The 26,701-nt window shown below is 42.9% G+C and carries 26 protein-coding genes; 16 read left to right on the top strand and 10 right to left on the bottom strand.

The window, feature by feature from the left end:
• The first annotated feature begins 5 nt into the window (after nt 1–5).
• The gene (locus NL930_RS10980) at nt 6–2,375 is read left to right on the top strand and encodes a dynamin family protein (protein WP_254376700.1); all 2,370 of its coding nucleotides are present in this window, start codon (nt 6–8) and stop codon (nt 2,373–2,375) included.
• Nucleotides 2,372–4,399, top strand: a complete 2,028-nt coding sequence (locus NL930_RS10975; protein WP_254376699.1) for a dynamin family protein — start codon at nt 2,372–2,374, stop codon at nt 4,397–4,399. The genes NL930_RS10980 and NL930_RS10975 overlap by 4 nt, the downstream gene beginning before the upstream one ends.
• Nucleotides 4,400–4,456: 57 nt before the next feature.
• Here the strand turns inward: NL930_RS10975 and NL930_RS10970 are convergent, their stop codons facing one another.
• Genes NL930_RS10970 through panB form a run of 3 tightly spaced genes read right to left on the bottom strand, consistent with a single transcriptional unit; the run spans nt 4,457 to nt 7,309 of the window.
• The gene (locus NL930_RS10970) at nt 4,457–5,497 is read right to left on the bottom strand and encodes an AI-2E family transporter (RefSeq protein WP_039672186.1); all 1,041 of its coding nucleotides are present in this window, start codon (nt 5,495–5,497) and stop codon (nt 4,457–4,459) included.
• Nucleotides 5,494–6,516, bottom strand: a complete 1,023-nt coding sequence (gene ruvB / locus NL930_RS10965) for a Holliday junction branch migration DNA helicase RuvB (protein WP_254376698.1) — start codon at nt 6,514–6,516, stop codon at nt 5,494–5,496. The genes NL930_RS10970 and ruvB overlap by 4 nt, the downstream gene beginning before the upstream one ends.
• Nucleotides 6,517–6,520: 4 nt before the next feature.
• The gene (panB, locus tag NL930_RS10960; protein ID WP_039672188.1) at nt 6,521–7,309 is read right to left on the bottom strand and encodes a 3-methyl-2-oxobutanoate hydroxymethyltransferase; all 789 of its coding nucleotides are present in this window, start codon (nt 7,307–7,309) and stop codon (nt 6,521–6,523) included.
• An 80-nt stretch (nt 7,310–7,389) separates the two neighbouring features.
• Between panB and NL930_RS10955 the strand changes: the two genes are divergently transcribed.
• Both NL930_RS10955 and trpA read left to right on the top strand, forming a co-directional pair.
• Nucleotides 7,390–7,800 (top strand): Hpt domain-containing protein, encoded by a 411-nt coding sequence (locus NL930_RS10955; RefSeq protein ID WP_041962864.1) that lies wholly within the window; start codon nt 7,390–7,392, stop codon nt 7,798–7,800.
• Nucleotides 7,797–8,537: a tryptophan synthase subunit alpha gene (trpA, locus tag NL930_RS10950; protein ID WP_254376697.1), complete on the top strand. Its 741-nt coding sequence runs from the start codon at nt 7,797–7,799 to the stop codon at nt 8,535–8,537. The genes NL930_RS10955 and trpA overlap by 4 nt, the downstream gene beginning before the upstream one ends.
• A 3-nt stretch (nt 8,538–8,540) precedes the next feature.
• Here the strand turns inward: trpA and NL930_RS10945 are convergent, their stop codons facing one another.
• Together NL930_RS10945 and NL930_RS10940 are read right to left on the bottom strand one after the other, a co-directional pair.
• On the bottom strand, nt 8,541–9,155 hold the full coding sequence (locus tag NL930_RS10945) for an ABC transporter substrate-binding protein (RefSeq protein ID WP_254376696.1): 615 nt from the start codon (nt 9,153–9,155) through the stop codon (nt 8,541–8,543).
• A gap of 4 nt (nt 9,156–9,159) precedes the next feature.
• Nucleotides 9,160–9,903 (bottom strand): MlaA family lipoprotein, encoded by a 744-nt coding sequence (locus NL930_RS10940; RefSeq protein ID WP_254376695.1) that lies wholly within the window; start codon nt 9,901–9,903, stop codon nt 9,160–9,162.
• Between the two features lie 235 nt (nt 9,904–10,138).
• On the opposite strand from NL930_RS10940, the gene rpsB reads away from it, so the two are divergent.
• The 10 genes from rpsB (at nt 10,139) to NL930_RS10890 (ending at nt 18,621) form a co-directional block, all read left to right on the top strand.
• Nucleotides 10,139–10,930, top strand: a complete 792-nt coding sequence (gene rpsB, locus NL930_RS10935) for a 30S ribosomal protein S2 (protein ID WP_254376694.1) — start codon at nt 10,139–10,141, stop codon at nt 10,928–10,930.
• Nucleotides 10,930–11,997 carry a translation elongation factor Ts gene (gene tsf / locus NL930_RS10930; RefSeq protein WP_060826585.1) on the top strand — a complete coding sequence of 356 codons (1,068 nt, stop codon included), beginning with the start codon at nt 10,930–10,932 and terminating at the stop codon, nt 11,995–11,997. The genes rpsB and tsf overlap by 1 nt, the downstream gene beginning before the upstream one ends.
• Before the next feature lie 57 nt (nt 11,998–12,054).
• The gene (locus NL930_RS10925) at nt 12,055–12,699 is read left to right on the top strand and encodes an ABC transporter ATP-binding protein (RefSeq protein WP_039672195.1); all 645 of its coding nucleotides are present in this window, start codon (nt 12,055–12,057) and stop codon (nt 12,697–12,699) included.
• A gap of 3 nt (nt 12,700–12,702) precedes the next feature.
• The gene (gene fliR / locus NL930_RS10920; protein WP_041962859.1) at nt 12,703–13,476 is read left to right on the top strand and encodes a flagellar biosynthetic protein FliR; all 774 of its coding nucleotides are present in this window, start codon (nt 12,703–12,705) and stop codon (nt 13,474–13,476) included.
• A 60-nt stretch (nt 13,477–13,536) separates the two neighbouring features.
• Nucleotides 13,537–15,000, top strand: a complete 1,464-nt coding sequence (locus NL930_RS10915) for a hypothetical protein (protein WP_254376693.1) — start codon at nt 13,537–13,539, stop codon at nt 14,998–15,000.
• A 3-nt stretch (nt 15,001–15,003) separates the two neighbouring features.
• Nucleotides 15,004–15,618 (top strand): guanylate kinase, encoded by a 615-nt coding sequence (gene gmk, locus NL930_RS10910; protein WP_039672198.1) that lies wholly within the window; start codon nt 15,004–15,006, stop codon nt 15,616–15,618.
• A 69-nt stretch (nt 15,619–15,687) separates the two neighbouring features.
• A complete protein-coding gene (gene tatA, locus NL930_RS13400) occupies nt 15,688–15,912 on the top strand; it encodes a twin-arginine translocase TatA/TatE family subunit (RefSeq protein ID WP_039672199.1) in 225 nt (74 codons plus the stop codon).
• 30 nt (nt 15,913–15,942) lie between these two features.
• On the top strand, nt 15,943–16,182 hold the full coding sequence (tatA, locus tag NL930_RS10900; protein ID WP_254376692.1) for a twin-arginine translocase TatA/TatE family subunit: 240 nt from the start codon (nt 15,943–15,945) through the stop codon (nt 16,180–16,182).
• Between the two features lie 9 nt (nt 16,183–16,191).
• The gene (gene argS, locus NL930_RS10895; protein ID WP_254376691.1) at nt 16,192–17,778 is read left to right on the top strand and encodes an arginine--tRNA ligase; all 1,587 of its coding nucleotides are present in this window, start codon (nt 16,192–16,194) and stop codon (nt 17,776–17,778) included.
• A 9-nt stretch (nt 17,779–17,787) separates the two neighbouring features.
• Complete coding sequence (locus tag NL930_RS10890; RefSeq protein WP_039672202.1) at nt 17,788–18,621, top strand: DNA/RNA non-specific endonuclease; 834 nt, start codon at nt 17,788–17,790, stop codon at nt 18,619–18,621.
• On the opposite strand, the gene NL930_RS10885 is transcribed toward NL930_RS10890, so the two are convergent.
• From NL930_RS10885 to NL930_RS10870, 4 genes are all read right to left on the bottom strand, one after another.
• On the bottom strand, nt 18,618–20,534 hold the full coding sequence (locus NL930_RS10885) for a bifunctional diguanylate cyclase/phosphodiesterase (protein WP_254376690.1): 1,917 nt from the start codon (nt 20,532–20,534) through the stop codon (nt 18,618–18,620). The two genes, NL930_RS10890 and NL930_RS10885, sit on opposite strands and share 4 nt — an antisense overlap.
• A complete protein-coding gene (locus tag NL930_RS10880; RefSeq protein WP_254376689.1) occupies nt 20,531–20,989 on the bottom strand; it encodes a hypothetical protein in 459 nt (152 codons plus the stop codon). The genes NL930_RS10885 and NL930_RS10880 overlap by 4 nt, the downstream gene beginning before the upstream one ends.
• A complete protein-coding gene (locus NL930_RS10875) occupies nt 20,989–22,902 on the bottom strand; it encodes a TonB-dependent siderophore receptor (protein WP_254376688.1) in 1,914 nt (637 codons plus the stop codon). Before NL930_RS10875 ends, NL930_RS10880 begins: the two co-directional genes overlap by 1 nt.
• 139 nt (nt 22,903–23,041) lie before the next feature.
• Nucleotides 23,042–23,446 (bottom strand): Fur family transcriptional regulator, encoded by a 405-nt coding sequence (locus tag NL930_RS10870; protein ID WP_254376687.1) that lies wholly within the window; start codon nt 23,444–23,446, stop codon nt 23,042–23,044.
• 191 nt (nt 23,447–23,637) lie between these two features.
• Here NL930_RS10870 and NL930_RS10865 point away from each other — a divergent pair, with 191 nt between their 5' ends.
• Nucleotides 23,638–24,666, top strand: a complete 1,029-nt coding sequence (locus NL930_RS10865) for a cytochrome-c peroxidase (protein ID WP_254376686.1) — start codon at nt 23,638–23,640, stop codon at nt 24,664–24,666.
• 31 nt (nt 24,667–24,697) lie between these two features.
• Here the strand turns inward: NL930_RS10865 and nadD are convergent, their stop codons facing one another.
• Complete coding sequence (gene nadD, locus NL930_RS10860; protein ID WP_254376685.1) at nt 24,698–25,579, bottom strand: nicotinate (nicotinamide) nucleotide adenylyltransferase; 882 nt, start codon at nt 25,577–25,579, stop codon at nt 24,698–24,700.
• A gap of 112 nt (nt 25,580–25,691) precedes the next feature.
• Between nadD and gap the strand changes: the two genes are divergently transcribed.
• Nucleotides 25,692–26,693 carry a type I glyceraldehyde-3-phosphate dehydrogenase gene (gene gap / locus NL930_RS10855; protein WP_039672207.1) on the top strand — a complete coding sequence of 334 codons (1,002 nt, stop codon included), beginning with the start codon at nt 25,692–25,694 and terminating at the stop codon, nt 26,691–26,693.
• Nucleotides 26,694–26,701 lie beyond the last annotated feature (8 nt).

The raw sequence follows: 26,701 nt of genomic DNA, 5'->3' as shown, positions 1-26,701 counted from the left end.
TTCGTATGCATGTGATTCACGATTTTTTTCTGCTAATTTGGAACGAACGGTTACAACAACCCGCTGTTTTCGACGAAACGCTTATGGATGCGCTGATGCGGTTTGCCGTGCGCGATCAAGACGCTTTTTGCGATCATCTGACGATTGTTTTGATGCTAACGCCGCAAAACCTCTCAAGTGTCGCATCGCTTGAGCCGACTCAAACCGTTTTTACGACACTTTTTTCAAACCTTCCGACGCAAAAAACATGCATGTATGCCCAAAAACATGCCTTAGAGTGTTTGGTTCGCTTAGGCAATCTTTCGTTGGTCGTTTCAATCGAGGAGAGGCTAGAGCGTTTACGAAAAGAAGGCATTATCTCTTACGACGCTTTGCGTAGTTTAAGCAGCGTTCTTGCCTTAATCGAAGAGAAAAAAGTCGAAACGCTTCCTTTTGAAATCAAAAGTGCGCTCGGTGGAAAAAATTACTATCAAAATGCATTGAATCTTTTGCAAACGGCGATTTCCAATCTGCATAACGTCGTTGAAAACGATACGTTTCACGAGCGCTTAAATCAAACGCACGAGCGTTTGACGAAAGGAGACTTTTCCATCGGCGTAACGGGAGTCATGAATGCCGGTAAATCGACCATGCTCAACGCCTTACTCGGTGAAGAGGTACTCGGAACGTCCGTGGTTCCCGAAACAGCCAATTTAACGCTGATTCGTTATGCGCAAAAGCCTTATGCGATCGTTCATTTTTGGAATCGAAAAGAGTGGCAACGCATCGAAGAGGGTGCAACGAGGCTCAAAAGTCTCGAAGCGTTCGTACATGAGTCGAAAATGCATTTCGGTACGCAATTTGAAAGCTTTATTACCCCTCAAGGACTCAGCCAAACTATCCGTACCGATCAATTAGCGCAGTTTACTTCCGCAAAACACTCCGACAAAAAATGCAATCTCGTCAAAAGCGTTGAGCTTTACACCGATTTAAACTTCCTCAAAGAAGGCGTCGTCATCGTCGATACTCCGGGTTTAGACGATCCCGTCGTCCAACGCGAAGAGATAACCGTATCGTACCTTAGCGAATGCGATTTAATGATTCACTTGATGAATGCGGCACAAGCGGCGACGCAAAAAGACGTCGATTTTATCATCGATGCTTTACTCTACCGCAACGTTGCTCAGCTGTTGGTCGTCATTACGCGCATCGACGCCGTGCGGGAAGACGAACTCGAAGAGGTCATCACGTATACCAAACAAAGCATTGAAGCGCGTTTGAGAGAACAAAACAAAGCTTCACGCTTAGACGACGTGATCGCACGGATCGTTTTTCTTCCGATGGCGGGAAAATTGGCGTTGCTTCACAAACTCGGACGAGGGGAAGAGGCGTTAGCCCTCGGATACGATCAGCAAAAAACGGGCATTTTAGCCTTGGAAGCGTATTTGGAAGAGGTCTTGTTCGGAGAAAAAAGCCATAAAGCGCGACTCATCGTCTCCTCTAACCGCAAAGAACTTGAAAGCATCGTTGAAAGTGCCTTGAGCGCCTTTGCGCAAGAGAAACGTTTGTTAAACGTTTCCCAAGAAGAGGTGGCGGCGGCATACGAAGAACATCAAGCACAAAAAGGGCGCATCGCTTCATTTTTAGAGCAGATAAAACAAACGTTAAACGAGAGCCGAAACGACATGCAACTCTACTTTACGACGCTTCAGAAGTTTGCGTTGCAAAGACTCGAAACCTTGCAAGGTGTTTTGAAACGCCGCATTTACGACGACGTGAGTTACGAAACGATGAAAAACAAACGTTTACCCAAAGAAGAGCGTATTGCTTCGATGATCGAAACGGCAATGAAAGACGGAATGGTCGATTTGATTCGGGATTATCGTTACGAATTCGAGAAAAAAACGCACGGTATGTTTGAATACATGAACGCCAAATACGGAGAGTTTCAGCACGAAAGCAGTGCCGTAACGCTTGATGCGCGCAGTTTTTGTGAAGAACATTTAAGCACATTATCGGTTTTTAAAAATAATGCGGCACTGATGCAAGGCATTGAAAGCGCGATGCATCGTCACGCAAAAAGCGATTTAAGCCGGTTCTCGCAAGAGTGCGATCTTGTTTTGGATGAAGAGTTTGCGCAAATCAAAGAGATGATCGAAGCCAAGCTCGTCCCGATGAACGCAGCACTTCTACAAGCCTTCATCGCACAATGTGAAGCTCCTGCACACACCCTTGAGATGCGTTTTGTTCAAGAGGGCGAACTCTTGGAGAAAGCGATGCATCGCATTCAAGATCAAGGGTTTAGACGTGAAGTTCGTTTGGACGAAATCGGCGAAAAAGAGCGCGTATTGCTATGCGTACGAGACGAGTTGCGAACGATAATGGAGGCACAATGAGCCGTATTTTAGAGACTTTTATCGCGTGTTATCACGAACGTTTTTTAAAGCAAACGCCGACGTTTGACGCGACGCTTTTAGGATTTCTCAAAAAACTTCAGTATGTTCTGCTGGACGAATCGCATTTACCTTCCGCACAACTGACGTATGCACTCGAACAGTTGCAAATACGTTCCGAAGAACCGATGAAAGTGGCCATTACGGGGCAGTTTTCCAGCGGTAAGTCTACGTTCTTAAATGCGCTTTTGGCAAAAAATATCTTGCCGACGGGCATTACGCCGGTCACGTCGAAGGTCAATTACATTCGCTACGGCGACGCTTTTAAGATTCGTGTCCATTATAAGGACGGTCGCGACGAATACCACGATATTGCTACGATCGCGCGCTTTACCGATCAACGGGAAAACGTCGAAGATATTGCGTATTTGGTTTTGTACGCACCGCTCAATATTCTCAAAGATATCGTCTTCGTCGATACGCCGGGGCTCAATTCTCAAGCGGCAAGCGACACGCAAACGACGGAAAAAGTCTTACGCGAGGTAGACGGCATTATCTGGTTGACCTTGATCGACAATGCGGGGAAAATGAGCGAACTGCATGTGCTAGAAGCGTACCTCGGAAAATACCAAAATAAATCTTTATGCGTTCTCAATCAAAAAGACAAGTTTACCGAAGCGCAAGTCTCTCAAACCGAGGAATACGTTAAAACCGCCTTCAAAGAGTTTTTTAGCGACGTCATTCCCATTTCGGCGCGTCAGGCGTTGGAGTCACGAAGCCACGATAAAAAAGTGATGATGCAAGAACGGCTTGACGCTTTTATGCAAAGCTTACATGTCAAGCTTGAAAAAAGCGGCGATAAGCTTGACTTTGCACAAATCGAGCAAGATTTTAAAGCGTATGAAGCCTCGTTGGACGTTATTTTACAAAGCGATTTGGGAGCCAATCTCGAACTTTTAAAAGCGTCCAATATCGATAAAGTCTTAGACTTCATTCGCAACGAAATACAACCCAAAGCGACCCAATCCAAAGAGTTTGCCATCAAAAAAGAGATTGAAGAGATTACGGGTAAACTCATTGCGCAACACGAACTTTTTATCGCGATTTACGATCAACTTTTGAATGAAATTTTACGTTTTGAGTCTGAGGCGACGGCATTGTTTACGGATCTTAAGGGAAAATTTTCACACGATCTAAAAAGTGCTTTTATGCGTATCGAACAGATTATCGACACCATTGCCGATGCGATTTACAACCAAGTGACGCGCGAAAAAAAAGTGCGCTACGAAGCCCAAAAAGAAGGACTTTTTTCCAAACGAATCGCTTATGTGCCGTTTGAATATTTAGCCCCCAAAATCAATTCCGATTTGATCTATAAAAACCTTTTCTACGACGATAACGTCATCGGAAAAATGTTCAAACAGTACGTACGAAGCTTGGGTGCGATTCAAAACGAAGTCAACGATAAAAACCGCTTGGTTTATCGCTCTTTGGAACACGGCATTTTAAAATGGCAAGCACCTTATGAGATTATCCGAAAAAGCGAAGCGTTGCATTCGGATATCGAATTTGCTAACCTTCGCCGTTTCGCTTCCAAAGTCTATGAAACGATTTTAAAGCCTTTTAACGATGAAATTGCGGACTCTTACGCCAAGATCAGTTCGGAATTTAACCACCTTAGCAGTGCCGTGAGCTTTAATTATCAAAACGCTACCGAAGTGTGCGTGGCGTTTTTGGAAAACAAGATCGAAAAATCGCTCAAACTTTATGAAGAGAATCCGACGAAGTTTTCGTTATATCAGCCTAAAATCGATGAGATCAAAGAACGGCTTCGCACCGCTTTTCACCTCTACGAACTTGAAAATATGATGAATACGCGCCATACGTTTTTGAGCAAAGATTACGATCGTTTGATTGTGCATTTTCAAGAGATTAAAGACGCGAAAGTAGCCTTTATCGAAGAGAAAAAAGCACGGCATTCGAAGTTTATAGAGCAGATTACTTTGTTGGTAAACGAGATAGCGTAACGTCGGTTTTTCGTAACATGTCACGAAAAACCGGCGTTGAAACGACGGGTAAAAATCTTACATGTAACGTTTTTCTTTGAGCAGTTTGTAGAGTTTTAAAAGTGAAATAAAAAGTGTCGTAATCGCAGGTCCTAAAATCATTCCCCAAAAACCGAACGTCGTCAAACCCGCGAAGATGGCGAAAAAGATTAAAAGCTCGTTAACGGCGGTCGGCGTTTTGACCAATTTGTTATTGATGTATTTGATAAAAAGCGGCTTGACGAACGTATCTGCGATAATAGAAATCACGATAATCGAATAAAGCGCGATCACGACGGCGGCAGTAACGTTACCGTGTGCCAACTCCAGCGCACATAAAGGCACCCACATCAAAGCTCCCCCGATAATAGGAATCAGCGAAGCAAAACCGTAGAAAATCCCAAGCAATAAGCCGTCGTATCCAAAAACCATACCGATGATCGAAAAAAGCGCACCCTGAAAAATGGCACTCAGTAAAATAGAGTAAAAAACGACGCTCATGACGTTGGTCACTTCGACAAAAACGAAATTGACCTCTTTTGCGTCCATCGGCATCACGCTTTTAAAATAGTCGATCAAATCTTTGCCGTTTAAAAGCGCGAAAAAGAAGAAAACGACGATCAGAAGCATGTCTTTTAAAAAGCCGGCACTGTTTTTACCGATAGCTCCTAAATACGAGAGTGCCGTCGTCGAAATTTGAGCGATATTGAGGTTATTGATAAAATCGTCCAAATTAGGTTGTAAAAAGGCTAGTGCATCGGGTAGCCTATAGTCGAGGTTTCGCAAATAGGTTTGTACTTTTTCGATCATCGAAAGATCGAAGTTGTTAACGATACCGCCGACGGAAGTGATCGTATAGACGATAGGCCCGAACAGCAATACCAAGAGCAAAAGCGTCGACAACAATGCCGAAACGTGTTTGTTGCGAAAGATCGTGTAGAGCTTAAAATTGATATTGTACGTCGCCATCGCCAGCAAAGAAGCAATCGTAATAATCATCAAAAAAGGCTCGTAAAGTTTGATGATCGAGTAAATGACCGCCAGAAAAATAGCCGTTAAAAAAAAGCGATGTTCGTTCATACATGGTCCTCAAATAATCCGTTTTGCATCAAAGGCGGCGTAAGCCTGAAAAGCTCGTACGTTTTAGGCGTCGCAACCCGTCCGCGCGCGGTGCGCTCGATATAGCCGTTAGCCAGCAAATAAGGCTCGATTACATCTTCGATCGTGCCTTCGTCTTCACTGAGTGCCGCGGCAATCGTGCTCAGTCCTAAAGGGCGACCTTTGGCTTGAATCAGTAACTCCAAATACTTTAAATCGAGTTCATCAAAGCCCAAGTCGTTCACGCCTAGTTCATTCAAGCCGTAACGTGCACGCTCTTTCGTGATAGAGGTTTCATCGCTCACGTCGGCATAATCGCGAATACGTTTTAAAAGACGCAATGCGATACGAGGCGTTCCCCTCGAACGGCGCGCCATCTCCAAGGCGGCGTCTTGCAAACAGGGTTTTTCAAGTTTGCCGGAGGCTTTGGTAATAATCTGAGCCAACTCCTCTTTGGTGTAAAACTGCAAACGAAAATGCATTCCGAAACGATCGCGTAAAGGCGAACTGATCATACCCGCGCGCGTGGTCGCCCCGATAAGGGTAAAGCGGGGTAGATCGATTTTGATCGTTTGTGCCGCAGGTCCCGAGCCGATGATAATATCCAGTCGGTAATCTTCCATTGCCGGATACAAAATCTCTTCAATGGCGGGCGAGAGTCTGTGGATTTCGTCGATAAACAAAATGTCGCCTTCTTGAAGGTTGGTTAAAATTGCCGCCAAATCACCGCTCTTTTCGATCATCGGTGCAGCGGTAATTTTAATATTAGCGCGCATTTCGTTGGAAATAATATGCGCCAAAGTGGTTTTACCAAGACCGGGAGGACCGAAAAAAAGAATATGGTCTAAGCATTCGGAGCGTTTAATGGCGGCTTGAATGAAGACATTGAGGTTCTTTTTGATCTTTTCTTGCCCGATGTACTCTTCAAAAGAGGTCGGTCTCAAACTTTTTTCGTATTCGCTCTCAAAAGAGACTTTTTCGATTTCGACGATGCGTTCCATTCTCTCACTTTTGATAGGTGTATTCGGTTTGTGGAAAAGAACGCTCTTGAACCTCTTTGATATAAGCGTCAAGTGCGGTTTGAACCAAGGCGGCACCCTCTAGGTAACGCTTGACGAATTTAGGTTGGAAAGCTTGGAAAAAGCCTAACATGTCACTCCAAACCAAGACTTGTCCGTCGGTATATTTCCCTGCGCCGATGCCGATCGTAGGAATAGAAATCGCTTCGGAAATACGTTTGGCGGCTTCTTCGACCACACCTTCGATCACGACGCTAAACGCACCGGCTTTTTCGACGGCTCTGGCGTCTTCGATGAGGGTCGCAATATCTTCTTCGGTGCGCCCGCGTACTTTGTACCCGCCTTCACTCCGCACGAATTGCGGCATTAAGCCGATATGCCCCATCACCGCAATTGAATTTTGCGTCAAGGCTTTGATAATCGGCGCACGGGCTATGCCGCCTTCAATCTTTACGGCATGTGCATCGGTTTCGGCATAAACGCGCGAGGCGTTATAAATCGCCGTTTTTTCGTCGGTATAAGTACCAAAAGGCATATCGCAAACGATAAAGGTCTCTTTTGCCCCCGCACAAACCGCTTTCGTGTGGTACAGCATAACGTCCATGGATGCTGAGAGCGTATCGGGTTTGGCGTTAAAGCTCATATTGAGGCTATCGCCCACAAGAATGATATCGACTTTTTGATCGAAGAGGGAAGCAAAAAGCGCATCATACGCGGTAATGACGGTTAAAGGAGTCGTTCCTTTGTGTTTTTGAATGGATGTAATTGTTTTCATAAAGAGGATTATACCCTAATTTGGGATAAGAAAATTTTAGATTAAAAATGGTACAATGAGTCACTTCGGAGGTATGCACCATGGGTATTCTGGCACAATTGGAAGTCGATTTTGATATGGAAATTGTTGAAGATTTTGTTTCCCATTTTGCGATCATGTGTGAAAACATGGAACCTTTAATTATCGGAATGAGTAAAGCGGATCGCTACAGCGATAATATCGGAGATCTTTTTCGTATTTTCCATAATATGAAATCCGCCGCCGGTTTTTTAAAATTAGATCCGATCATTAAATTAGCGGTTTTAGCCGAAGATATTGCCGAAGAAGCACGCGTGTTAAAAGGACCCGCAAGCGAAGCATTTATCGATTGGTTACTTTTAGTAAGCGATCAGTTTGAAAAATACCGCAAAGACGTCGAAGACGACGCGCCCTTTTTTACCGTGTTAAATCCCTTGATTATAAAAGTACCCCATCAGTTGGAGAAAGAGTGAAGCAATTAGTCGCGTACGTAACGGCGGGTTTTCCCGATAAAGCATTTACGTTGGATTTAGTATCGTCCTTAAAACAATCGGGCGTTGATAAATTAGAGTTAGGTATTCCTTTTTCCGATCCCGTGGCGGACGGTCCGATCATCGAATCGGCAAACCTTAAAGCCTTGCAAAACGGTTTTAAACTTGAAATGCTTTTTGAAATATCTTCCGTCGTCGCAACGGAACTTGAGACTTATTGGATGGGATATTTTAACCCTTTTTACCATAAAGGTTTAGATGCCATCACTCAAAAAGCACTCGATTTGGGCGTGAAGGGTTTTATTATTCCCGATTTGCCGCATGAAGAAGCATTGTGTTACATGCCTTTGATGCAGCAACGCAATCTTGAAATGGTTAGCTTCGTCGCACCGACCGATACTAAAGAGCGTATCGCACATATCGTCAAGCATGCACAAGGGTTTATTTACCTTGTCGCGTATGCCGGTATTACGGGAGCTCATGCCGGCGAAGATTTGAGCAAAACGATTCATGCGATTAAAGAACAGAGTCAAACGCCGGTATTCGTAGGATTCGGCGTGAATGAAAAGACGGCTAAAGAGCGAGCAAAGGGCGTTGAAGGCGTGATCGTAGGAAGTGCGTTTGTCGAAGTCTTACTGGACGAGAGCTTAAGCGGTACTCAAAAAATCGAAAAAATTGCGGAAAAAGCACGCATCATCAAAGAAAAAATTAATGCTTAAGCATTATTGAGGTGCTTTTTTTGTATCGGCAGGCTCGGGTTCTTTGAGCCTTGCCAACAATTGATCAAACGGTTCTTTCGCTAAAATTTCCGCAAACTGCGTACGGTACGTTTGAATAATACTCACGCCTAAAATATCGACATCATAGATCATCCATTCTCCGGCGTTGGCGGTTTTATAAAATTTGTAAATAATTTCGTACACTTCGCCGTTTTTCATCAGATGGGTCGTTAAGTGAATTCGCGTGTCTTTGATTTTCTCTAAGTTCTTAATCACGATCTTTTCGTCGGTATAAAGATCGAGTTTTTCCATGTAGGAGTTTTTCAGGCGCATCTCGAACAACTTCGTAAATTCGTGCTGTTTCTCTGAAGATAAACTTTCCCATTGCTTTGCGCCTATCGATAGTTTTGCCATTAACGTGTAATCGAACACGGAATCGAAAATGGCAAAAATTTTACCCGAACGTTCTTGTTTTGAGAGATGCGTATTCCGTAGGATAGAGGTAGCAAGATCGATATTAGAGCGCATAAAAGAGGTAATGTCGCTTTCGGGGAGTGCTAGAAGCGAATGCGCACATACGAGCATAACCCAAATGCCGGAAAGTAATTTTTGCAACATGGTTTTATTCGCTTATCAGTTTGTTTCGACGTGATTCGTAAATATCGCGTAAAAACGGATAAAGTTCGATTGCATCTTTTTTGAGACTGTCGTATTCGTTGACATGTAAAGACGTTCGATTGATCATGTAAAATGCCGTTACGCCGAGAGATTCGGCGGTATTGTCGACCATATTTGCGTCGCGCGCTTCGATATACGTCAGCGGATTCAACCAATAATCACCCGCAAGCCCGACAAGATCGCGGGCATTGGACGGTCCTATAATCGGCAGTACGATGTGAAAGCCGCTACCGACGCCGTAAGCACCCAAGGTTTGTCCGAAATCCTCATCGTGTGCGTAAATGTGCAACTCTTCTGCGGCAACGTCGCGAAAACCCAAGATACCCATTGTTGAATTCAAAACGAAACGCTCGGATTCTTCAAAAGCATTGAGCCATTTAAACTGTAAAAGGTTATTGACGAAACGAATCGGGAAAAAAAGGTTTTCAAACGCATTGGAAAGACCTTTACGTGCGCCCTCGGGTATGAGATAAGCGTATCCTCGCGCCGTCGGTCTAAGAAGGTATTCGTAAAAATGATCGTTGACGTCCGTCATAAAACGGTTGTATCCTTCCAACGGATCAAAAAGAGCTTCGCTTGTTTTATCGGCAAATTCGGTTTCAACGTCTTCGCTTGCTTGTTGCGGCGTAGGGTTTGCCGCCCATAATAGCGATAAACTGAAAAAACATGTCAAAAATAGTAGACGCACCGGCAACTCCGAAATAGTAAAATAGTAAAATTGTTGCAATTATAGAACTTTTCTAATTTATTTTAGATTAAAGTTTATGAGCGGTGCTTTTCTTTAGCATGAAACAAGCAAATTTTAATCTTGTTTTGACTATAATCTCCGTCCTAATCTCACACACACCAATCCTTTACGGTTGCAGTGTTGAACTGTTGACGGGTGTGGAGGCAAAACCAAAAATTAAACAAAGGAGAGCTTCATGGTAACCATGAAAGACCTATTGGAGTGCGGTGTACACTTCGGACACCAAACAAGACGCTGGAATCCAAAGATGAAAAAATTCATCTTCGGAGAGAGAAAAAATATTTATATCGTAGACCTTCAAAAAACGCTACGTTATTTCAGATATACCTACAACGTCGTTAAAGATGCGGCAGCAGAAGGTAAATCTATGTTGTTCGTCGGAACCAAAAAACAAGCAAGCCAAGCTATTCGCGAATATGCGGAAAAATGCGGTATGCCATATGTCAACCACAGATGGTTAGGCGGTATGTTAACGAACTATCAAACCATCAGACAATCCATCCGTAAACTTGACATCATCGAAAAAATGGAAGAAGACGGTCAAATCGATCTTCTGACTAAAAAAGAAGCGTTAATGCTTCGAAGAAAAAAAGAAAAACTTTTGGATTACCTCGGCGGTATCCGCAATATGAAAAACTTACCCGATATGATCTTTGTTATTGATACCGTGAAAGAAAAAATCGCCGTTCAAGAGGCTAGACGCTTAGGTATTACGGTCGTTGCTCCACTTGATACGAACTGCGATCCTGATATGGTTGATTTACCGATCCCCGGAAACGACGATGCGATTCGTTCGATTCAACTTTTCTGTAAAGAGATGTGCGAAGCGATGAGCGAAGGAGCGGAGATCCGTGCTAAAGACGCTCCTGCGGCTGAAGAAGCGGTCGAAGCAAGCGAAGAAGAGAAAAACGATTTAATCGATGAAGCAATGAGCGAAGAAGTAGCAGTAGTAGAGGAAGGCGAATAATGGCTGAAATTACCGCTGCTTTAGTAAAAGAATTACGCGAGTCCACCGGTGCCGGTATGATGGATTGTAAAAAAGCACTCGTCGATACGGACGGCGATTTTGAAGCGGCTACGAACCTTTTAAGAGAAAAAGGTTTGGGAAAAGCGGCTAAAAAAGCGGACAGATTGGCAAGTGAAGGTTTGGTAAACGTTTACGTCGATCCGACGCTCAAAACGGCAACCGTTAGCGAGATCAATGCCGAAACGGATTTTGTTGCGAAAAACGAAGGTTTTATCGCTTTGACGAAAGACACGACGGCACATATTCAAGCAACGAACGTCGAGACGACGGAAGAGCTCATGAAAACGACCATCAACGGTACGCCGTTTGAAGAGTATTTTGCTACGAAAGTCGCAACAATCGGTGAAAACTTAGTCGTAAGACGCTTTGCAACGCTTAAAGCGGGTGCCAACGGCGTCGTCAACGGTTATGTTCACTCTAACGGACGCGTGGGTGTTTTAATTGCGGCAAGTTGTGACAGTGAAGCGACTGCTCAAAAAGCAGGCGAATTTATTCGTAACCTTTGTATGCACGCCGCGGCGATGAAGCCTACATACTTAAGTTATACCGAACTCGATCCTGCGTTCGTAGAGCAAGAAACGATCGGTATTAAAGCCGATATCGAAAAAGAAAACGAAGAATTAGCTCGTCTTAAAAAACCTCTTAAGCGTGTACCGCTTTTTGTCTCTCGCGTACAATTGACGGATGAAGTTTTAGTGCAAGCGCAAAAAGAGATGGAAGCGGAGCTAAAAGCTCAAGGAAAACCCGAAAAAATTTGGGATAAAATTATTCCGGGACAAATTGAACGCTTTATCGCCGACAATACGCAACTTGACCAACAATATACGCTTTTAAGTCAATTCTACGTTATGGACGATAAAAAAACTATCGCTCAAGTGGTTGAAGAAAAAAGCAAAGAATTCGGCGGTAAAATCGAACTGGTAGGTTATGTTCGTTTTGAACTCGGCGAAGGCTTAGAAAAAAAAGCATGCGACTTCGCTTCCGAAGTTGCAGAACAACTGAAATAACGATTTTAAACGATCGGTGAAGGGGCAACTCTTCACCTCTTTTTTGGAAGGACATTGATGTCTTTACTACACGCAAACGCACTCTCACACTCTTTTGACTACCTGCTGTTCGACAATGTTACGTTTGACTTGGCTGCAAAAGAGTCTATGGCGATTTTAGGCGTGAGCGGTAGCGGTAAATCAACTTTATTGCATATTTGTTCGACGCTTTTAGCTCCGAATAAAGGTGAAGTTGTTCTATGTGATCACCAGATCTACAAAGATAGCGATGATGTTCGTTTAAAATTACGACGTTACGACGTCGGGATTATTTTTCAATCCCATTACCTTTTTAAAGGTTTTTTTGCCGATGAAAACGTTGAATTAGCCTCATTTATTAGCGATCAAACGGTTGATCCGATGCTTTTGGAGCGTTTGGGTATCGCGGAGTTTATGCATTATCGAGTCGGAGATCTTTCCGGCGGCCAGCAACAGCGTGTTTCCATCGCACGCGTTCTTGCAAAAAAACCTAAAATTATTTTTGCCGATGAACCGACGGGAAATTTGGACGATAAAACGGCTCAAGAGGTCATGAACGTGCTTTTCGAATACATCGAACGCGAAAATGCCGCTCTTTTACTTGTGACGCACAATCGGCAACTTGCACGACAATGCACGTACGTCAAACATCTTCACGTCGACGGATTGAAAGAGGAAGTATAAACGATGGAATCGCTTATTCGACTCTTCGGCGAAGAACATGTGATTCTTTTTTTTCTTCTCTTTGCCCGACTAAGCGGCTTATTTGCCTTTTTCCCTTTTTTTTCGCATGCGACGATTCCTTTAAGCATTAAAACGTCGATAACGTTTTTTATGGTTATTTTTCTTTATCCTTTATTGCCTCCTTTACCGTTTGTGCCGACTTTGCTTAACTTATTGCTTGCAATTCTCTCCGAACTTTTGATCGGTTTAATCGGCGGATTAATGTTAACGATCGTTCTTTCGATTTTACAAATGGCGGGAATGCAAATCGCTTTTGTCATGGGCTTTACGATGGCAAGTGTTATGGATCCTCAAACCAGTTCGTCGGTACCGGTTATTTCTCAAATTTTAGCGTTAATAGGTTTAATGGTCATTTTGGCGTTTAACGGACATCATCAAATGCTTTTATTTATTGCCGATTCTTTGACGCTTTTACCGCTGGGGACGTTTTACCCTCACATGAACGTTTTGACCTACTTAATCAAAGCAACGACGGGGATTTTTGTTTACGGTTTTGTTCTTTCATTTCCCGTTGTGGCATTTTCGCTCCTACTCGACGTTGTTTTTGGTATGCTCATGAAAACCATGCCTCAATTCAACCTATTAGTCGTCGGATTTCCGATTCGTATTGCTGTTTCGTTTGTCGTTTTGATTGCCGTTTTGGCATCGATGATGCTGATTTTCAAGCGGGAATTTATCGAAGCGATGAACCATTTGTCACTTCTTTTTCTACGTTAAAGCAATCATAAATTTTTTTATACTACAATGGGAAATACTAATTCTCATTCAGGAGTGAGCATGCGCCTGTTACTACTCAACACGAACCCCGCCGTTTCAAGGCTTATCAAACTTAGTACCGATAAGGTCGGGTATGAGTTGGACGAATTTGACGATTACGGGTTGGTTCCCTTGGTTCAATACGACGTCATATTGGTAGATAACGAGGTGTATGAAGAAGAAGCCCTTGAAGGCGTGAAAGAGACGAGTGAATGTAACTATGTTGTTTATATCGGGCAACGAGGTACGCAAAAACCACAAGGCGTAAACGTTCTTTTGGAAAAACCCTTTTTACCGACCGATTTTCTAACGTTACTGGAAAAAGCGAAAAATACGCTTTTGAGCGTTAGAGTTGAAGATCCGATCGTATTGCCGGAGCAAAACGACGAAGAAAAAGCCTTCGATATCGACAATATCGATACCTTAGACGAAGACGAGCCGTTAACGCTTCCGATCCCTTCCGACGATGAAGATACATCGTTAGAATTAGGGGAAGTGGAGCTCGGTGAAATGTCGTTTGAAGATGAAACATTACTCGACGCGCATACTCAAGATATGCCATCTAAGAATGAAGAAGAGTTGGCTTTGGACGAATTGGATGAGGCGTCATTATTGCTTGAAGAAGACGAAATACTAGGTACTGTGCCGGTGCAAGAAGACGACGAAGAACTCATTGAAGAAGAAAAAGGCGAAGCAACGCCGTGTATTTTAGACAAAGACGATATTAACGAAGTTAAACAGCTTTTAGACGACAGCGATCAAGAAGAAGAAAACGAAGCTTTGCATGAAATCGACGATACTTTAGCTTTCCTCAACGATGAAGATGAAGACGAGAAAAAAGAGGAAGAAGACGATTTTGCATTTGAAGAAGACACAAAAATGCAAGATCAGACGGATGTGATCTCTTTAGGGGCTTTTGAAGATGAAGATTTGGCGTTGGAGGAAGCGTCCGATGTGCATGAAATGCCGACGATAGCCCAAGTCGACGAAGAGGAAGCTGAAGAAGAAATCCTTCCGCAAGAAGAGATCATCGACTCTTTTGAGGAAACGTTGATAGAATTGCCTGAAGAAGTACCTGAGGATGAAGACGAAGCGGACTTCCCCGAAGACGATGCGCTTATGATCCCGCATGTCGATGATGCTGTGGAAGAGCTTGAACACGAAGACGTTTCATTCGAACCCGTTACCGCTATCGATGTTGTTGCCTCTCGTAGCCAAGATGCTAGCATCGCATCGCTGGATGATTTAAACGAAAATCTTCTTAAATCGGCGTTCGGAGAAGCCATAGACGAAGATTCTCCAGCGTCTTTAGCGCCATGTTGCGATCAAGAAAGTGCGCAAGAAGAAGAGAAAATAGACGTTATACGCGGTGAAATCGAAAATAGCATTTCCAGAAGTATTTCGGGACTTGCCCAAAGCGATATTTTACGTGAAGCTTTAAAAGGAATGCGTATTAATATTTCCATTACCTTTGACGAGAAATAAAGGATGAAAGGCAATCTTTTAGTGCTTTCAGGTCCTAGCGGATCGGGGAAAAGTTCTTTGATGAAGCATGTACTTCAGGCAATTCCCGATGCTTATTTTTCTATCTCGAGTACGACACGCGCGATACGTGAAGGCGAAAAAGAGGGTGTCAGTTATCATTTTATTTCCAAAGAGGCTTTTGAGCAGGACATGGAAGCGGGATACTTTTTAGAATGGGCAAAGGTGCACGACAACTATTACGGAACTTCTTTAAAGCCTATTTTAAAAGCGTTGCACGAGGGGCATTTGGTCGTATGCGACATCGATGTTCAAGGGCATAAAATCGCTCGCGAAAAATTCGGCGACGTGATTACTTCGGTTTTTATTACGACTCCGGACCAAAAAAGCTTACGGGAACGACTGTGTTTTCGAGGTACGGATTCGAATGACGTCATCGACAAGCGATTGGCGAATGCCGTTTCAGAGATGACATGTATCAAAGAATACGATTATTTACTGATTAACGACGATTTGGAAGAAACCGCACATACGCTTATTGCGATCGCTTTAGCTTCACGTACGAAAACGGCTTTAACGGATTTGGGCGAATTCATCAGCTCTTGGGCGAATATCGAGTAGCAAGTCCGCCTCATTTTTCGTTTAGGAAAAAATGCTATAATAAGTTACTTTTAGAGTATAAGGAACACAATGGGAACGTTTAGTATTTCACACTGGCTCGTCATTTTGCTGATTATCGTTTTGCTTTTCGGTGCGAAAAAAATCCCCGATCTTGCTAAAGGGGTCGGTCAAGGAATCAAAAACTTTAAAAAAGCGATAAAAGAAGAAGAGACGCCGACAATAGAAAATATGGAAACAAAAAACGATACGACTGCGACGACAACGCCGCCGCATGAAGAAAAAAAATCAAATTAAGCGTTGAGATCAATTACGTAAGGAGAAAAAATGGGTACGTTTAGTATGGGACATTGGTTAGTTATTTTAGCCGTGGTTGTTTTGCTTTTCGGTGCAAAAAAAATTCCTGAATTGGCCAAGGGCTTTGGACAGGGAATTAAAGATTTTAAAAAAGCAATTAAAGAAGACGACGAAGCTACAGCCGTAGCACCAAGCGAAAAAGTAGAGTCTAAAGTAGACGTCACGGCGTCGACGACAGTGCCTCACGTCGACGAAAAAAAATCCGTATAAGGTTCGGTGTTGAAAAAAAGAGTTACCGAAGTCATTCAAAAGACACTGCAAAGAGAGTTTGTTTTAGAAAAACCGACCAATCTTTTTTTTGGGCATTATGCAACGCCGATCGCATTTTCGTTAGCAAAAGAGTTGAAAAAATCTCCTATTGCGATTGCCGAAGAGCTTTGTTCCAAGTTCGATACCGACGGTATTTTTCAAGCCGTTACGCCGATCAAAGGGTACATCAATTTTAAATTGAGCGAGTCGTTCCTTGATCACTATGCGACATGGGCATTGGAACATGAAGCCGAATTTGGCAGCGATACGCATGACGAAACCATTTTATTGGAATACGTCAGTGCAAACCCTACGGGACCTTTGCATATCGGGCATGCCAGAGGCGCGGTTATGGGCGATGCTCTCTATCGTATCGGAACGCATCTTGGGTATCAAATTACGACCGAATATTACGTCAACGATGCGGGAAATCAAGTCGATTTGCTGGGGCTTTCGATTTACCTTGCCGGACGTGAGCATATACTGAGCGTTGACGTGCAATGGCCCGAAGAGTTCTATCGCGGTGAGTACATCGTCGATTTGGCGTTCGTCGCCAAAGATGAGCTCGGCGAAGCAATTTTCCATAACGAAGAAAACATCAAACGCTTGTCCGTTTGGGGCAAAGACAAGATGTTAGAGCTTATTCGATCCAATCTTGCGGACGTGGGAATCCATTTTGAGCAATTTGTCAGCGAAAAATCCCTTTATGATCAATGGGACGCCAGCTTTACGCGATTACGCAACAATGCTAAAACGTATGAAGAAGGCGGCAAAGTGTGGATTCGTTCGACCGACTTGGGCGACGAAAAAGATCGTGTCGTTGTCAGAGAAGACGGCAGACCGACTTATTTGGCGGGGGATATTATCTACCACGACAATAAGTTTCAACGCGGCTACGATCACTATATTAACATTTGGGGCGCAGACCACCACGGTTATATCGCACGCGTGAAAGCGGCGATTAATTTCTTAGGGTACGACGAATCCAAACTGGAAGTGTTATTGGCGCAAATGGTCTCTTTACTCAAAGGCAAAGAGCCGTATAAAATGAGTAAACGTGCCGGAAATTTCATTTTGATGAGCGACGTCGTTGCCGAGATAGGTAGGGACGCATTACGTTTCGTTTTTCTCAGCAAAAAATCCGATACGCACCTTGAGTTTGACATCGACGTGTTTAAGCAAGAAGATAATAACAATCCCGTTTTTTACGTGAATTACGCGCATGCAAGGGTCAATCAGATTTTTGCAAAAGCCGAAAAATCGCTTCAAGATATCGTACATGTCACATTAGAAAACTTAAGCGAAGAGGCTCAAAACCTTCTTTTTAGTGCTCTGTTGCTTCCTGAAGTTTTAGATGATGCGTTTCATTCCCGACAAGTACAAAAAGTGACCGAATATTTAAAATCCCTTGCGGCGGCACTGCATAAATTTTACAACGAAAACCGTGTCGTCGGAAGTGACGACGAGGCAAAGCTACTTAAGCTGTTCGCCGTCGTTGCGCTCTCTTTACGCGTAGGACTTCGCATGATCGGCATTCATGCTAAAGAGAGAATGTAGTCTTTCTTCATGCGACGTGAACGCCTTTTAACGACGCTTCTGCGTTTAGCGATACGCTATCCAAAACTCTTAATCATAGCCCTTCTTTTAGGAGGGCTTTCTTACATGTACGAAGTTTTTATCGCGCGCGATACGATGTGTTTTAAAGGTGTTCCTCAAGCACTCGATGCACGTAGCGAACATTGGACGCGTGTTTTTCGCAATCGTGCGTATATGGTAGGATATTCGGATATAAAAGCCAATCCACTTTGGGTGGTTTATAAACTTACACCTTCTTCTAGCGAGACAGGTTCACTCAAACGCCCTGAAAGTTTTAGTCGCGATTGGCGAAATCTCGGCTTAATCGCACAAGAGGATTATACCAATAGCGGGTATGATCGAGGGCATATGGCACCCAATTTTGCGATAGCCCGTCTCTACGGTAAAACCGCTCAATACGAGACCTTTTTGATGACCAATATTACGCCGCAAAAACCCTCTTTAAATCAAAAAATTTGGCAACGTCTAGAAGAAGCGGAAATCGAGACGTTCGCTCCAAAATACAAAGTATTGTGGGTGTATACCGGACCCTTGTTTGAAGGACGTTCTCAAACGTTAAAAAGTTCGGCATGGATTCAAGTTCCCTCGGCATTTTATAAATTTTACGTCGGTATCGACGCCACCGATCAGCTTCATACGTTCGGCGTGATTATTCCTCAAAACGCCAAGCCAAACGATTCTTTCGAACGTTATGCGGTTAGTATCGATGAAATCGAACGTCGCAGCGGGTTTGATTTTCTATGCGAGCTAGACGATGCGCTTGAAGAAAAAATAGAAGCCTCGCAAGGGGAGAAGTGGTTTTAATCGCAAAGTGAGGAAGCCGGTTCGGGGCGAGAGAAGAAGAAGCCTTGGGCGTAGCGAATGCCTAAATCGCGAATTTGTTCACAGATGCCTTCATCGCTTACGTATTCGGCGATGACTTCGATGCCGGCTTCTTTGGCAAACGTCACGATATTTTTGACCAATAAAAATGAAATCGTATCGGTTAGAATTTTTTGAATAATACTCCCGTCAATTTTAATAAAGTCGGGTTTTAATTCGGCAAGGTAAATAAAGTTGGAATATCCGCTCCCAAAATCATCGATAAAGATTTGATACCCTAAGCGCTTCAGCATCGACAAATTCTCTTTTGCTTTTTCTTTACGTACCAAATCTTCCGTCTCAACCAGCTCTAAACCTAAGCGTTTTGCGATCAAAGGGTCTTGTGCGTAGGTTTTTAGAAGCGATAAGATCGTCTCGTCGATAATATCTTGAGGATTGAGATTCACGTTGATGCAAAGCTTGGGATGAAGACGAAGTTGTTGATAGCAGACACCGAGAACTTTTTGCGTAATGTTCCGCAATAAAAACGTACCTTGAATGCTCGGAAGGATTTTATCGGGCGTTACGATGCGGTTTTCATGGTCGAAAAGGCGCAAAAGAGCTTCGTAATGTGAAATCTGAGCGGTTTCGACATCGATAATTTTTTGATAGTAACATGTCAGGCGATCTTCTTCGATTGCCGCTTTAATTTCGGCTAAGGATAAATGACCGCGTTGATCTTTGTGTCCGGATTCGTCGTAAATCTCAATGGTATTGCGCCCTTTCGATTTGGCATTGTAAAGTGCGACGTCGGCAAGTTTAAAAGCTTCTTGAAACGTACGTGATTTTTGAGGAACGAGATTAACGCCGATCGAAACGCTAAGCTGAATCGATTCATTGGAGGGCAATACAAAACGGGTATTTTGAATCGTGCTGAAGAGTTTTTCAATGATATTAAGCGGTGTGCTCGGATCATTTTTTTGCATACGCGCTAAGATTAAAAACTCTTCTCCTCCGTATCGAATGACGATATCTTCTTTTTCTCGCGTTGAAGTTAAAAGCGTTTGAGCGATTTGCGTTAGCACCTGATCGCCGCTATCGTGTCCGTAGGTATCGTTGATTTTTTTAAAATAGTCGATGTCTAACGCCGCAATAATATAATCGTCGAGCGGAATCAAATCTTGGTAATGTTGCAGGTAGTTACGGTTATAAACGCCGGTCAGTTTATCGATAAAGCTATTTTTGCGTATATCTTTCAAACGAATCGCCTGCAGGATCAAAAAGAATAAAATAACGCCGATAATCACCATTATGCCGATAATTCCGCGTTTTAAAATCGTCAAAACATAGTTCACTTCTTCGATTTTTTGAACCGAAAAATCAATAGCCAAGACGAGTCGCACCTGATGGTCGTATTGAATGGGCAGGAGGTAGGTAAGCGATAGTTGATGCAAGAGCGTATGATGAATAATAACGGGACGTTTTTCTTCGTAGATACGAAACCATTCGGGACTTTCAATATCTAGTTTTTGATTGATCATCGCTTTGTCTTCTTTTGCGGACGCATCGCTTAAAAAGCGAAAGATGCCGCGGTCGTCTTTGTAAACCAAATACGCGTATTTGATATTGGGCGTTAAGAGTGTTTTGAGATACGATTCGACGCGGCGTTGTAACGTGACGTCGTTTTTCAACGCTTCGACGTAATCTTGTTGGGAATGAAGCAAATTTTCGACTTGCGAAGCGCAATTTTGGGTGATGCTGAAAAGATCGGAAGTGGAAATCGTAAAGAGTTTGCGACCGATTTGCTCTTCAAGTTTAATCGTATAGCTAAGAAGTAAAAGCAGAACAAAAGCAATCAAAAGCGTCGGAATAAAAAAATAAAACGGACTTTTATGCCATAACGAGCGCAGTGTCATTCGATCGGCTCGATAAACTGTTCAAAAGAGCTCGGTAAATGGATGCGGCGTGCTTGGAGTCGTCGTTGGATAAAAACGATATTCGGTCGGCTTTTATTCCAAAAAAAAGCACCGAAATAACGTTCGTCGGAAAGAAGTTTCCGATAATTGTTGGTAAAGTAAAGCGTGTTTTTACCATGGCAGATATTTTTTTCATCGATGTTTTTATTGATAAAAATAAAGTTGGCATCTTCACATGTCGTGCTAAGCGTTGCATACTGCGCGTAGACGCTTTTTTCAAGTTTTGAAATTTCCGGGATAAAGAGTCTAAGGGGTTCGTCCAAAGAAGAAGCGGCAATTTCGGCAATAATTTTTGCCTCTAATTCTATCTCTTTTTGATACGGTTTGACCAAAAACGTATAATTATCCGCATACGTGAAAATCGCAAGTAAGCTAATGATTATGACGTGCTTCATTAAAAAATCCATTGCAGCGAAAAAAAGATGCTTCGATCGTTATCGTCTTCGAGTGTGAAAGAGCCGTTGACGTTTTCTTGGTAAAGAGAACGCGTCGATTTGTCGAGAATGTTATTGACTTTGACGCTATAGCTCAGATCTTTTGTTAGATGGTAGGTTGCACCGAGGCTCACGTTATAGCTTGCCGGAACGTTGATCGTTTCGTAACGGTAGGCGTTTTTGTAAATCAAAGAGGTAAAGTAGTCCCACTTTTGGTAACTGCCCATGTATTTAATATAGCCGCCCTTGGTTGAATTAGTGATCGTTTCGCTAAGCGTCGACGTGTAATAATTGAGGTGCAATTTGTCGTTGCGCGATAAGGCGTATTCGTAATCAAAGATCAGACCTTCGGTATGAATCGTATGATCGACGTTCAAAAATCCGACCGTAGGGTCATAGTAGATAAAATCGTCGATAGCGACATGATCGTACGTAACATTCACTTTAGAGTCGCCAAACGTCAATGCCGCTTCCAAGGTATAGAAACGGTAAATTTGCGATTGGAGTTCTTTGTCGAAAAAAGCGGCATAATCGATCGTGTAAAATGTGGGTGCAATAGCAGTTTTCGTGTAAAAGCTTTTGAGACCGAGATAATCTGTCGGCGTATAAATTGCCCCGATACGATAAAGCGAATCGGTCGAGTCTTCCATAAATCCGTCACGTCGGTGTCGATCCGATTTTGCGTTGGCGACGAGAATGATCTCGTCGCTTAGTCGGTAACTGTCTTGCACGATCAAAGAGCCGATCGTCTCGGTATCGAAGTCGTTGTATGCCCCAACATCGGTTGTTTGATGCAACATATTGGTTGTTTTTCTAGTGTTGACGTCGTAGCTTTTATGTTGAACGTTAAGCGCCGTAAGGAACGTATTTTCATCACTCGTGAAGGTTTTTGAAAGAAATGCGTTGGTTTTGAAAACCTCTAATTCTTCATCGAATACGATAGGAATCGTTAATCCCAATTGCGTAAAATCGAGTACGGGAACGAGCCATAATCCTTGAGCATTTTCTTCGTAATACTCTCGGTTATTCGCGTCAAAAGAGAGGTTAGCTTTGATGGAACGGTCGTCTAAAAAAAATTGCGTTACGTCAACGAAAAAATCCTTGGATCGTATACGTCCGCTATCGGGGATAGCATCGATGGAAAGGCCCGCGTAATTGTTGCTTGCAAGGTCGGTATACGCTATGCTGATGCGAGAGTTTTCGTTACTGGCATCGGCAAAAAGATACCTTCGTGTTCCGTTAGCATTAAGGGTTTGATTTTTATAATCCGACTCTTTAAACATTCGGGATTGATTGACAAACATAAGGTATTTCCAACCGTTTTCAAAGGTTTGCGACTGCGTAAAACTTTGTGAATACGCTTTTTGGGAATTAATGCCTAGATTAATTGCCGAAGCATTTTCTTTTTCGGGCTTTTTAGTATAGATACGAATATAATAAATTCCCGTTTCGTTACCGAAGGAAAAAGAACTTTCTCCGTAATAAATTTCGACGTGATCGATAAAATCCAGAGGAAGATCGCCCCATGAAAGTAAGGTTGATTGGTCGTATCCGGAGCTCAGTTCATGATCGTTAATAAAAAAGCGAAAGAAGCCGCTCGCCGCCGTTTTCGTGCCGACCAAAGAAGGAGTGGAAAGTCCAAAACGGTTGGAGTTTACGTTAAAAACGGGCAATTCTCGAAGAATGTCGTTGAGGGTGCGGTACTGCATCAAACGAATCTCTTGTTGGGAGTAGTTAATGACATGCCCTATTTTTTCATCGACGGTTTGTAACGAATTATCGGAAACACGCTCGTATTCGTTTAATAAAGAAGCTATCGTTTCACTGAATAAGAAAGAGTTGAATAGTACTAAACACAGAAAAATTTTGATCAAAATAACAGTACCTTTTGTCTTGTACGATAATTGAAGAGGATCATACGATTACTTACAGTATAAAAAAAGAGAACTTAATATTTTATAATTCTGATAAAACGGTAACGTATCGGTAATCAAAGGTAATAAAACACGTAAGTTAAGAGCGGCAGTGTTGGCAAATACCGTTCATCACCATAAAACTGCTATTGATTGTAAAGCCGCTTTGGTGGGAAATTGCTTCTAAAAGAGGTTTCGTATCGATAAAAATATCTTCGACGCTACCGCATTTTGAACATAAAAGATGAATATGCGGTACTTTTTTAATTTCGTATTGTTGTTTTTGATGTGGGAGTTTCACTTCTTCTAAAATATGAAAATTAATAAGATCGTTAATGTTACGATAGAGAGTAGCTTTCGACATCGTCGGATATTTACGGATAATAACGTCAAAAAGCGTATCGATGTCGATATGTCCAAACTGATCGATAGAATCGAGTATCGCCAAACGTTGATGCGTCGATTTGAGGTTGCTTGCCTTTAGTACATCTTTAAATCTTTCCATAAAACGCACTTACCTTTGTAATAATGTTAAAAATACCGTAAATGCCGTAATTTTATAGCAGTCGAGCTTAATAAGATATTAACTATCCTATTTAAGAAAAATTAATTATAGGAATAAATTCTAAATAAGATTAATTACTATTTAAGATAGATATCTTTATAATGCTTGTACATTCTTAAAAAGGAGATGAAATGCAAATGTCTAAGGTTCTAAGCCTTTGTGCGTTGAGTGCTACCGTAGTTTTCGGTGCAAACAGCTTGGTAGAAAAAGTTAAGCAAAACGGAATTGAGGCGATTCCCGTAAGTCAGCTTGAGGTTTTAAAATTAATTGATGATCCTAAAGATCCAATCACATCGGCAAAAGTGGAGCTTGGGAAGAAACTCTATTTTGATCCGAGAATGTCGCGCAGTTCTTTAATTAGTTGCAATACCTGTCACAACCTAGCTACCGGAGGTACGGACGGGATTAGTGCGGCGATCGGTCACGGATGGACGGCCAATCCGCATCACCTCAACTCTCCGACGGTTTACAACTCCGCTTTTTTTAAAGCACAATTTTGGGACGGTAGAAGCCCGCACCTAGCCGATCAAGCGCAAGGTCCCGTTCAAGCAGGTCCTGAAATGGCTGCCCCTCCTAAATTAGTCGAAGAGCGCATTAATTCAATTCCGGCTTACGTCGATGAGTTCAAATTTGCTTACGGCGATAACGTTAAAATTTCGTTTGAGAAGATTACGTCGACGATTGCTATTTTTGAGAAAACGTTGGTTACGCCTTCACGGTTCGATGATTTTATGAACGGAAACGATAACGCGCTTTCCAAAACCGAGAAAGAAGGGTTGGAAGTGTTTATCGACAAAGGGTGTGCGGCGTGCCATAACGGTATCGCTTTAGGCGGTACGATGCAAGCGTTTCAGGTAGCGGGAAAATATAAGTTCGCGCAAGTCGGAGATTTTAAAGGCGATGCAAACGGTATGGTCAAAACGCCGACCTTGAGAAATATTACCGAAACGGCTCCGTATTTTCACAACGGTGCGATTTGGACCTTGAAAGATGCGATTAAAGAGATGGGAAGTACGCAACTGGGAATTACGATCAGCGATGCGGACAGTGCTAAAATCGAAACGTTTTTAAAGGCATTGAAAGGAAGAAAGCCTGTTATTACGTATCCCGAACTTCCGGAAAGCAATGAAAAAACACCGAAGCCCGATGCAAAACTCTAAACTCGAAAGCTGACATGTAAGGAGGTGTAGATTACTCTACGCCTCTGATTTTTTTCATTTCTTCTTCTCTCTCTTTGAGAAAAACTTCGATATTGTATTTTTTACGGTACTCGGGCGTCATCAGATGAATTAAAAGATCGCCCATATCGATGACCGTCCAATTATCGTCGGCATCAACGTTTAAAAAGTTTTCTCCCGCGCTTTTGAGCTCGGTTTTAAGATGATCGAGCAAAGAGAGCCCGTGTCGTTCTCCCATCGTACTTGCAATAATAACGGTGTTGACGAAATAGTCTTTCCCGCTCATATCAAACACTTGTATATCTTCCGCTTTTTTATCACTTAACGCGGTGATAATTCTTTCGATTCTATTGTCCATTGGATTCCTTGTATAAAACGCTATCACTTCATTTTCGATGGCTTTGGGGATAAATCTCGGGTCCAAAAACGAGCGCAGCTTTGAAGAACTGATATTAACATTAATCGGTAAAATTTTCAAGTCTTCGGGCGGAATAAAGCTTCCGCGTTGGGCGACAACGATTTCAACGTTTCGTACGATTTCTTCGTATCGATTCCATCGCGGAAGATTCGCATACGAATCGCTTCCGACGATGAGGTAGCAATGTGCATTCGGATAACAGCTTTTGACATGTAAGATCGTTTCGATCGTCGGTACTTGCCTTTGTTGATCTACTTCGTACGAAAGAACCTCGACGTCGGGAAGGTGGCAAAACATACGTTTTAGCCATTCGAGTCGCATCGGTGCCGGTGCGCAAAAGCTCTCCTTAAAAGGACTTAGGTAGGTTGGAACGATGAAGAGTTTGGAAAGATTGAGACGGCGCAGTGCTTCAAGTACGATTTTTTCGTGAGCCGTGTGCGGCGGATCGAACGAGCCGCCAAAAAGAGCGATATGCAACGGTGTGTCTTCCTTACTTTAAACTTTTTTATACTACATTTTGGATAAAATAATTCGCTTTTATCAAAGCAAATTGTAGATTAAAACGACTATTATATCAAAAGGAAAACCTATGGCACTCAAAATTGCTATAAACGGATTCGGTCGCATCGGAAGATGTGTCGCCAGAATTATCGATTCTCGCGATGACGTTGAACTTGTCTGCGTGAACGACACCGCAGATCGTGCTACCACAAAACAACTACTCAAATACGATAGCGTGCACGGCGGATTTTTAGGACATGTCGAACTGCTTGAAGATGATTATATGCAAATGGGAAAATCCAAAGTCAAAATGTTTTCTACCCGCGATGCGAAAGAGCTGAACTTTGCCGATTACGGCGTAGACGTCGTTCTTGAGTGTACGGGTGCTCTTTTAACACAAAAAGATATGCAGGTTTTTATCGATAACGGCATTAAAAAAGTCGTGCTCTCTGCTCCGGCAAAAGATGACACGCCGACCTTCGTGCTGGGTGTCAACGAAGAAGCATATGCCGGTCAAACGATTATTTCCAATGCCAGTTGTACGACCAATTGTTTGGGCCCCGTCGCTAAAATATTAGACGATGCTTTCGGTATCGACAAAGGGCTTATGACGACCGTTCACTCTTACACCAACGATCAAAATATTTTAGACGTGAAACACCGTAAAAACGATTTACGTCGAGCGCGTGCGGCGGCGGTCAATCTCATTCCGAGCAGTACGGGTGCGGCAAAAGCGATCGGTTTGGTTCTTCCTCACCTTAAAGGTCGCTTACACGGACAAAGCGTGCGTGTACCGACGCCGAACGTTTCGATGGTCGATTTGAACGTTTTATTGAAAAAAGAGACGAGCAAAGAAGAGGTCAATGCGCTTTTTAGCGAACACGCCAAAGGAAAACTCAAAGGCATTTTAGAAGTCGATACGGAGCAACGAGTCTCTCAAGATTTTGTGACCAGTTCATGGAGTTCCGTCGTGGCACTTGATCTAACGCAAGTCATTTGCGGCGATATGGTCAAAGTTATGGCATGGTACGACAACGAGTGGGGTTATTCGACGCGTTTAGTCGATATGGCCGTTTACGTTAGCAAATAAAGTAAGGA

The sequence above is a fragment of the Sulfurospirillum sp. hDNRA2 genome, assembly GCF_024206095.2.
In the GTDB taxonomy this organism is placed as follows: domain Bacteria; phylum Campylobacterota; class Campylobacteria; order Campylobacterales; family Sulfurospirillaceae; genus Sulfurospirillum.
This window is presented reverse-complemented; position numbering and strand designations above follow the sequence as displayed.

Coding starts and splice junctions, on each gene's coding strand:
- NL930_RS10980 (WP_254376700.1), top strand. CDS start 6: ATGCATGTGATTCACGATTTTTTTCTGCTAATTTGGAACGAACGGTTA.
- NL930_RS10975 (WP_254376699.1), top strand. CDS start 2,372: ATGAGCCGTATTTTAGAGACTTTTATCGCGTGTTATCACGAACGTTTT.
- NL930_RS10970 (WP_039672186.1), bottom strand. CDS start 5,497: ATGAACGAACATCGCTTTTTTTTAACGGCTATTTTTCTGGCGGTCATT.
- ruvB (WP_254376698.1), bottom strand. CDS start 6,516: ATGGAACGCATCGTCGAAATCGAAAAAGTCTCTTTTGAGAGCGAATAC.
- panB (WP_039672188.1), bottom strand. CDS start 7,309: ATGAAAACAATTACATCCATTCAAAAACACAAAGGAACGACTCCTTTA.
- NL930_RS10955 (WP_041962864.1), top strand. CDS start 7,390: ATGGGTATTCTGGCACAATTGGAAGTCGATTTTGATATGGAAATTGTT.
- NL930_RS10945 (WP_254376696.1), bottom strand. CDS start 9,155: ATGTTGCAAAAATTACTTTCCGGCATTTGGGTTATGCTCGTATGTGCG.
- rpsB (WP_254376694.1), top strand. CDS start 10,139: ATGGTAACCATGAAAGACCTATTGGAGTGCGGTGTACACTTCGGACAC.
- tsf (WP_060826585.1), top strand. CDS start 10,930: ATGGCTGAAATTACCGCTGCTTTAGTAAAAGAATTACGCGAGTCCACC.
- NL930_RS10925 (WP_039672195.1), top strand. CDS start 12,055: ATGTCTTTACTACACGCAAACGCACTCTCACACTCTTTTGACTACCTG.
- fliR (WP_041962859.1), top strand. CDS start 12,703: ATGGAATCGCTTATTCGACTCTTCGGCGAAGAACATGTGATTCTTTTT.
- NL930_RS10915 (WP_254376693.1), top strand. CDS start 13,537: ATGCGCCTGTTACTACTCAACACGAACCCCGCCGTTTCAAGGCTTATC.
- gmk (WP_039672198.1), top strand. CDS start 15,004: ATGAAAGGCAATCTTTTAGTGCTTTCAGGTCCTAGCGGATCGGGGAAA.
- tatA (WP_039672199.1), top strand. CDS start 15,688: ATGGGAACGTTTAGTATTTCACACTGGCTCGTCATTTTGCTGATTATC.
- tatA (WP_254376692.1), top strand. CDS start 15,943: ATGGGTACGTTTAGTATGGGACATTGGTTAGTTATTTTAGCCGTGGTT.
- NL930_RS10890 (WP_039672202.1), top strand. CDS start 17,788: ATGCGACGTGAACGCCTTTTAACGACGCTTCTGCGTTTAGCGATACGC.
- NL930_RS10885 (WP_254376690.1), bottom strand. CDS start 20,534: ATGACACTGCGCTCGTTATGGCATAAAAGTCCGTTTTATTTTTTTATT.
- NL930_RS10880 (WP_254376689.1), bottom strand. CDS start 20,989: ATGAAGCACGTCATAATCATTAGCTTACTTGCGATTTTCACGTATGCG.
- NL930_RS10870 (WP_254376687.1), bottom strand. CDS start 23,446: ATGGAAAGATTTAAAGATGTACTAAAGGCAAGCAACCTCAAATCGACG.
- NL930_RS10865 (WP_254376686.1), top strand. CDS start 23,638: ATGCAAATGTCTAAGGTTCTAAGCCTTTGTGCGTTGAGTGCTACCGTA.
- gap (WP_039672207.1), top strand. CDS start 25,692: ATGGCACTCAAAATTGCTATAAACGGATTCGGTCGCATCGGAAGATGT.